Source organism: Clostridium tyrobutyricum DSM 2637 = ATCC 25755 = JCM 11008 (assembly GCF_000359585.1).
GTDB lineage: Bacteria > Bacillota > Clostridia > Clostridiales > Clostridiaceae > Clostridium_B > Clostridium_B tyrobutyricum.
In genome coordinates this window covers 187,743-194,632 of sequence record NZ_APMH01000003.1, presented here as the reverse complement: position 1 = coordinate 194,632, position 6,890 = coordinate 187,743, and the positions used below count along the sequence as shown (strand labels likewise).

General features: G+C 26.8%; 6 protein-coding genes. 2 read left to right on the top strand and 4 right to left on the bottom strand.

Annotated elements, in window-relative coordinates:
- The first annotated feature begins 171 nt into the window (after positions 1–171).
- A complete protein-coding gene (gene def, locus J418_RS0103075; RefSeq protein ID WP_017750560.1) occupies positions 172–645 on the top strand; it encodes a peptide deformylase in 474 nt (157 codons plus the stop codon).
- A 57-nt stretch (positions 646–702) separates the two neighbouring features.
- On the opposite strand, the gene J418_RS0103070 is transcribed toward def, so the two are convergent.
- From J418_RS0103070 to J418_RS0103055, 4 genes are all read right to left on the bottom strand, one after another.
- Positions 703–2,394, bottom strand: coding sequence for a B12-binding domain-containing radical SAM protein (locus tag J418_RS0103070; RefSeq protein WP_017894767.1), 1,692 nt, complete (start codon positions 2,392–2,394; stop codon positions 703–705).
- Positions 2,395–2,717: 323 nt separating this feature from the next.
- Entirely contained in the window at positions 2,718–3,275 is a 558-nt protein-coding gene (locus J418_RS0103065; protein ID WP_017750562.1) for a hypothetical protein, read from the bottom strand.
- Between the two features lie 90 nt (positions 3,276–3,365).
- On the bottom strand, positions 3,366–4,082 hold the full coding sequence (locus tag J418_RS0103060; protein ID WP_017750563.1) for a zinc dependent phospholipase C family protein: 717 nt from the start codon (positions 4,080–4,082) through the stop codon (positions 3,366–3,368).
- A gap of 35 nt (positions 4,083–4,117) precedes the next feature.
- Positions 4,118–5,425, bottom strand: coding sequence for a PQQ-dependent sugar dehydrogenase family protein (locus tag J418_RS0103055; protein ID WP_017750564.1), 1,308 nt, complete (start codon positions 5,423–5,425; stop codon positions 4,118–4,120).
- A gap of 123 nt (positions 5,426–5,548) precedes the next feature.
- On the opposite strand from J418_RS0103055, the gene spoVB reads away from it, so the two are divergent.
- A complete protein-coding gene (gene spoVB / locus J418_RS0103050) occupies positions 5,549–6,880 on the top strand; it encodes a stage V sporulation protein B (protein WP_017750565.1) in 1,332 nt (443 codons plus the stop codon).
- Positions 6,881–6,890: the final 10 nt, after the last annotated feature.

The following is a 6,890-nucleotide window of genomic DNA, read 5'->3' as shown; positions in this document are numbered from 1 at the left end:
ATTTCTATTGACTTTTACTAGCTGGTCTAAACGCATACTAGTGTATATACATTAGAATATACTATTTTCTTTTTAATGTAAATACATTTATAAATAATTCCAGTATTTGATTGTTATTTTAATTAAATGTATAATTTAATTAGAACTTACTTTATAGGAGGGTATAATTAAATGGCAGTAAAAGAAGTATTGCAATATGGAAATAAAGCTCTTAAAAGAGTGAGCCGTAAAGTTGAAAAAATAGATAATATCATTCTAGGTATTATAAAAGATCTTAAAGATACTTTATATAACAATGATGGTGGTATAGGTCTTGCTGCCCCTCAAATAGGAATATTGAAAAGAATTATAATCATAGATTTAAGAAGAGAAGATTCCAGGACAATTGTACTTATAAACCCTAAAATTATAAAAAAAATTGGACATGAAGAAAGTACAGAAGGTTGTCTTAGCTATCCAGGATATGAGGGCATTGTGACAAGACCAAAAAGAGTTATAGTTACAGGCATAACTCCAAATGGTGAAAAAACAGAATATACGGCAAACGGACTTTTAGCAAAAGCTTTTTGTCATGAGATAGACCACTTAGATGGTGTACTTTATATGGACAAAGCAAAAAAAATGTATAAACTCAACAAAAAATAGCTTATAAGCATTTTTTATACTCTGTGCCAGATATTGTATACCTGGCACACAATTTAATTAATCAAACAAATATATTTCTCTGCTACTACTACCATCGAATATTATATATCCTTCTTTTTTCTCCAATATACCACTATTTTGAAACTTATGGATATCTATAAAAAACTTTTCTATATGATAATTTCCTGAAACTGCTATATCTCCATCCTTTATTCTATTTTTCAAAATTCTTTCCTCTTCTTTGATTCTGTCCCTAACAAGGAATTCAGGAAGCCATCTTTTTTTATTAAATTTAAGATAATCATATTTTATAATCTCTTTTAATTCAATATTATCCTGTTCCAAATGTTCCGAATTAAACTCTAAAAATACTTTATAATATTGTATTGCAGAGATATTTCTATTTAAATATCCTTTATCATAAAAAAATTTACCCAATTCATAGTAAAAATCAAATGGTGTGCCGAATTTATTTAAAAAATATTTTAATATATTATTGAATTTGCCCGAATTATAGTATTTATCTACAACCTCATCCACTCTTTTTAAAGACAAAATTTCCATATAACTTATAAAATCATTTTTTAATATTTCATAAGGTGGAAATGGTGAATATACTATACCCCATTTTTCAGCTTCATATCTCATAGAGGATCCCTTTAAAAGCTTCAAAAAACCTACCTGTATTTTTTCCGGATAAATATAGTATACATTATTAAATGAATTTTTAAATGATGTAAAGTCTTCTCCTGGAAGTCCAACTATTAAGTCAAGATGCTGATTTATATTATGATATTTCTGTATTCTTTTAACTTTATCTTCTATATCAGAGAATTTTACTTTTCTATTTATGTTTTTAAGTACTTCCCAATTTGTAGTTTGAACACCTACTTCAAGCTGTATTCTTCCTTTAGGTGCACTATTTAATACTTCTATTTCTTCATCAGTTAATATATCTGCGGAAATCTCAAAATGAAATGTAGCATCAGTATCCTGGGAAATTATAAATTTCCATATATCTATAGCAAATTTATAATTACAATTAAAAGTTCTATCTACAAACTTTATAAGTTTTATGCCTTTATCTATTAAAAATTTCAACTCTGATTTTACTCTTTCTACATTTAAAAATCTAACACCTTCTGTAGTTGAAGAAAGACAATATTTACAAGAGAAAGGACACCCTCTGGAAGCTTCATAGTATACTATTTTGTTGTCCAAATTGTCATTTCGACTATATGGGAATATTATATCATTTAAATCCATAGCTTTTCTTTTACCATTAAATACTATTTTACCATTTTTATTAAAGCAAAGTCCCTTTATCTCTTCTAGTTTACCTGAATAACCTGCCCCTTTTGAATTTTGTATTTCAAAATTTAAAAGATCATAATATGTAGCTTCACCTTCTCCTGATATAACATAATCCCCTGGATTGTATTTTAAAAATTGAGAACAATCATATGATACCTCTGGTCCTCCATAAAATATCTTTATATTAGGATTTATAAGTTTTATAAGTTCTGCCAAAGATGTACAATAGTCTATATTCCATATATAGCATGAAAAACCTACCATATCAGGTTTTTCTTTTATTATTTCTTCAAGCATATTTTCTCTTCTGTCATTTATCGAAAATTCTTTTATCACACATGTATAATCAAGCTCTCTAGTAAAAGACCTTAAATATCTAACTGCCAAATTACTGTGAATAAATTTTGCATTTATAGCCGTCAATACTATTTTCATTTGTAAATGAATTCTCCTCTCAAACTCTTATCTGCACTATAAAATATATTAACACAAATACTATATATATTAAATTAATGAATTTATCTTAAATTAAAATAAAATTAACATAAATTAATATTTTTTGTGATATAATAATTCAAACAATAAAAATGGAATTTAAAAACAGAAAAGGTGGTTGTGCCAATGTTTATTATATATGTATGCTTTGTCATTCTGGGAATTATGTTTACAATGTTTAAATTAGACCAAGTTGTCAACAATAAATAATCTCAAAAGAGCCTCCATAAATTAGCCAGGAGGCTCTTTTGAGATTTTTATATTTAATTCTCATCATTAATATCAGTAATTGATACTTCCTTTAATTCTTGTTTTTCACATCTATTTTTTGCCTTTATATAATATATATCTTCAGTAAAATTGTATTCTTCTACATCAAAATATTTTCTTATAATATTTAGTGTATTTTCTTTTGAACTATTTTGAATTATATTAAAGTCTCTTATTTTTATTTTTTTTAATCTCTTTCCGGGAATTAGAATTTTTATATCTCCATTAAAAATTTTACCAATTTTTTTATCTATATCCCATATATAAAGCAAACCATCTTTATTCAAGCATCTATGTATCTTTTCTATAATCATCTTCCTTCTGACTTGAGACCATATGGTACTAAATGAAAACAACAAAATACAAAGATCATAATAATCTTCTTTTATATACTTTCCCTCATCTTCTCCACTTACATACTCTACATTTATTTCGTGATTGAATTCTTTGTATATATTATATACTATACCATAATTATCTAATCCCACATCCAATAAATTGCCTCTGAATATTTCATTTTCCATATTTATAAATACTTCTTTTTTATTCACAGCATTTCCTCCTTTTTCTGTATTTATTTCCGTAATAAGTAAATACTTTATATATGATATGTTCTCTAATAATAAAAAAAATCCTTCAATTTAATGAAGAATTTTAAGTGACTTTATTTTATCATAATAATCGAGCATAAACCCCGCAGTAGTTCTTTGTGCCTCTTTTATTATACAGGAAGCTATTTTTTGATATCTATCGTATGTTTTTTTTATATTTAAATTTTTTATATACGTACTGTTTGCCATTACTGCATTATTTCTTATATAATCTTCTAAGTGTTCATATCTTACCACTTTATCATATGCTATAAAAGAATAATCAGACAAGAGTCTTCCTATAATCCATAATTCAAATTTTCTATGGCTTTTTAAAAGTCTGTTATTAACATGTTGGGGTACTGTTACATCCTGAATTAAATGGCAGGCAGCTCCAAAATAAAAATTTGCTTTCTCCACATTATTATCTTTAGCCATATAAATAGACTTACTATAATATTTTTTACACTCAGTAAGGGCATCTGAAAATCCATACAGGCCTCTTCCCTTACTTACATGATAAAAATGATTTGAACTTTTAAAATCCTGGTCTGCCCAAGTCACTCCTGAATTCAGACTAGATACATTTTTTCTAAAATAATTATATTGAGCTTCATATCCATCATTTTTCAATATCTCTATAGATCTTATGATTATAAATTTATGAACAGTACAGTTAGTTTTCATTATCTTCTTTTTAAGGGGATTTACTGCAAAAAATATTTTTTTTACTGCCCCACCATAAGTTCTTTCAAATTTTCCCTTCATCTTGAGATTATCTCCCTCTTTCTAAACAATATTAATTAATCTCTTCTAACTCTAAGAATTAATATAATAATTAAAACAATAAATATAATAAGATAAATATAAATATTATTATACTCTTTTAAATTCTTTATAGAATTAAGTTTCCCCTTATCTATACTATACAAGTATCCATTACTGCTATCAAGTATTAATAAACTTTTATTATATAGTTTCATGCTTTTTATTACGGAAGTTTTATTAAATACAATTTCTTTTTTCGCTACTTTGGGATATTTAAAACTATATAATAGATTATCTATCTTATCATAAAAAAATATACAATTTTTTTCACCTATATTCCCTAATTTATCTACTACAGCACTTCCTAGACTTGAAACCTTATTATATTGATAAACAGGTGAAGGTGGATTCATATTAGGATGATTTTCAAGTAAAAATCCCAGGTCATTTTTTCCCTTAAATTTAGGAGATATAATTGGATCACCTCCACTATAATCAGGCCATCCATACCAAAATCCCTTTTCTATTTCATATATATAATCATTATCACCCATAATAGGCCTGGATCCCCTATTCTCCATTCCACCTACAACACATATAAGTTTGTTATCTGAATTAAAGTCCATTGCTGTAACATTTCTTATCCCCCATGCAAAAGTACTTCCTTTTTTAGTATTTAAATTATAAACTGCAATAGATGCATTACCTGGAAAGTGAGCTGGAACCACTTGTCCTTTAATACTCTTTGTTCCATAGCTTTGAAATGCACCTGTTTTGCCATTCAGAAAATTTACACCTTTTAAAGTTATATCTTTGGGAGTTATGTCATGAGCATAAGGTTCATTAATCTTCCAATTATTATCTTCCCCCACTATACCTGAATTAGTCGCGGCCCCTATGGAAACAAAAAGATCATCTCCATCTACTTTTACAATACTTTTATTATAATCTCCATAATTCGGAATTCCTGATGCAAATTCACTATTATTTTTATTTTTTATATTATAACAATATATTTTATCTTTAGAAGAATAGTACAATTTATCATCTTTATAATCTATACTTGTTATATTGAAATTGGGGTTTTCAATTACATTATAGCTTTTACCATCCTTTCCTATAAACTGGATCTTGGAATTATATGCTATGTAGTAATTTCCTCCATTATCCAATGTAAAATCTACAGATTTCTTTAAATTTTTATATTTTACACTGTAACTTAAATTTTTGTTCTCTATCTTCAGTTTTACACAAGTATTTTGTTTATAAAAATATAATTTAACTGCATATACAAAGATACATACACTTATTATAATAAGTAATATTTTAAATGCTTTTTTCATTTTATACAATCTCCTAACTTTATAACTCATAGAATATGTATATTTTAAATTATATCTATATATGAATATATCTTTTTTTAACATCATATTTATTTATTAATTCTATATATTTAGGAGTTGTTTATGAAAAGAGACAGATTTTTAAAGAGTTCACTTATTTTAATTTGTTCAAACTTGATTACAAGTATATTTGCCTTTATATTCTCTATTATACTTTCAAGGTACTTAGGTGCGGAAGGTATGGGGCTATATGATCTGATAATGCCTATATATGATCTATTTATATGCCTTATCTGCGGAGGTATGGTAACCTCCATATCAAAAGCATCTGCTGTTTATTTTGGAAAAGATGATTTTTCAAATTTAGATGGTTCAATTTCAGTTTCATTGCTTTTTGATTCCGTATGGTCTCTTATAATAATATGCTTCGTATTTGTAAATGCTAAATACATAGGTATGAATATAATCGATGACATAAGGGCAGTACATGCTATTCAAGTAATTTGTCCTGCTATGTTTTTCATAGCACTATCATGCATATTTAAAGGATATTTCTATGGTACATCCGATGTTAAAATTCCAGCACTTATAGATGTAGTTGAAAAATTTCTAAGAATAATCATAATAACAAATATAGTAAGTGCATTTACATTAAAGGGTGTAAATAAAACAGTAACTGCAGCTTATTTAACACTTGCTTTTGGAGAACTCATAAGTCTAGTTACACTTTATTTTTTCTATAGGTTAAAACGGGGGAAATATTTAAAATCACTAGATTACAACGTAGACAAATTTCAACTTTTATTTAATGTTTTAATTGTATCATTCCCTCTATGTTTAAATGGGTTTTTGTCTACAGGAATATCTGCCGTATCTGGACTTACTATTCCAAGAAGACTTGTATCTTCCGGTATAGACTACAATCTAGCTCTTTCTATGATAGGCAGATTCAAAGCTATGGCCTTTAGTATAGTATTCTTTCCAACTACTATACTAAATTCTATATCAATAGTTTTAATCCCTGACCTATCTGAAAAAATAAGCAGTCGAGACTATTTTGCAGTAGAAAATAGAATATCTCAAGTTTTAAAAGTTTCTATAATTCTAGGCATAATAACCATGGTTGTATGCCTTTGTATTCCAGATTATTTGGGACAATTATTCTATAAGAGAAATGATATTGGAAATTATATAAAATTCGCTTCTCTTTGCGCCCCTATAAGTTTTGTTTCAGCTGCAAGTTTTTCCATATTAAATGGAATAGGCAAACAAAATATACTTCTCAGAAATTCTCTTATAGTCTCAGTTGAGGAACTCATATTAATATATTTGTTAACTGGAATACGTTCAATAAATATATATGGTTGTGGAATAAGTCTTATTCTGACCTCACTTACAAGTTTAATTTTAAATATGCATGAAATAAAAAAAGAAGGTTTCTATAATCCTCTATAGGAACCTTCTT

Bases quoted from the DNA above. Each gene is read 5' to 3' on its own strand.
- spoVB (WP_017750565.1), top strand. From the start codon at position 5,549: ATGAAAAGAGACAGATTTTTAAAGAGTTCACTTATTTTAATTTGTTCA.
- J418_RS0103060 (WP_017750563.1), bottom strand. From the start codon at position 4,082: ATGAAGGGAAAATTTGAAAGAACTTATGGTGGGGCAGTAAAAAAAATA.
- def (WP_017750560.1), top strand. From the start codon at position 172: ATGGCAGTAAAAGAAGTATTGCAATATGGAAATAAAGCTCTTAAAAGA.
- J418_RS0103055 (WP_017750564.1), bottom strand. From the start codon at position 5,425: ATGAAAAAAGCATTTAAAATATTACTTATTATAATAAGTGTATGTATC.
- J418_RS0103070 (WP_017894767.1), bottom strand. From the start codon at position 2,394: ATGAAAATAGTATTGACGGCTATAAATGCAAAATTTATTCACAGTAAT.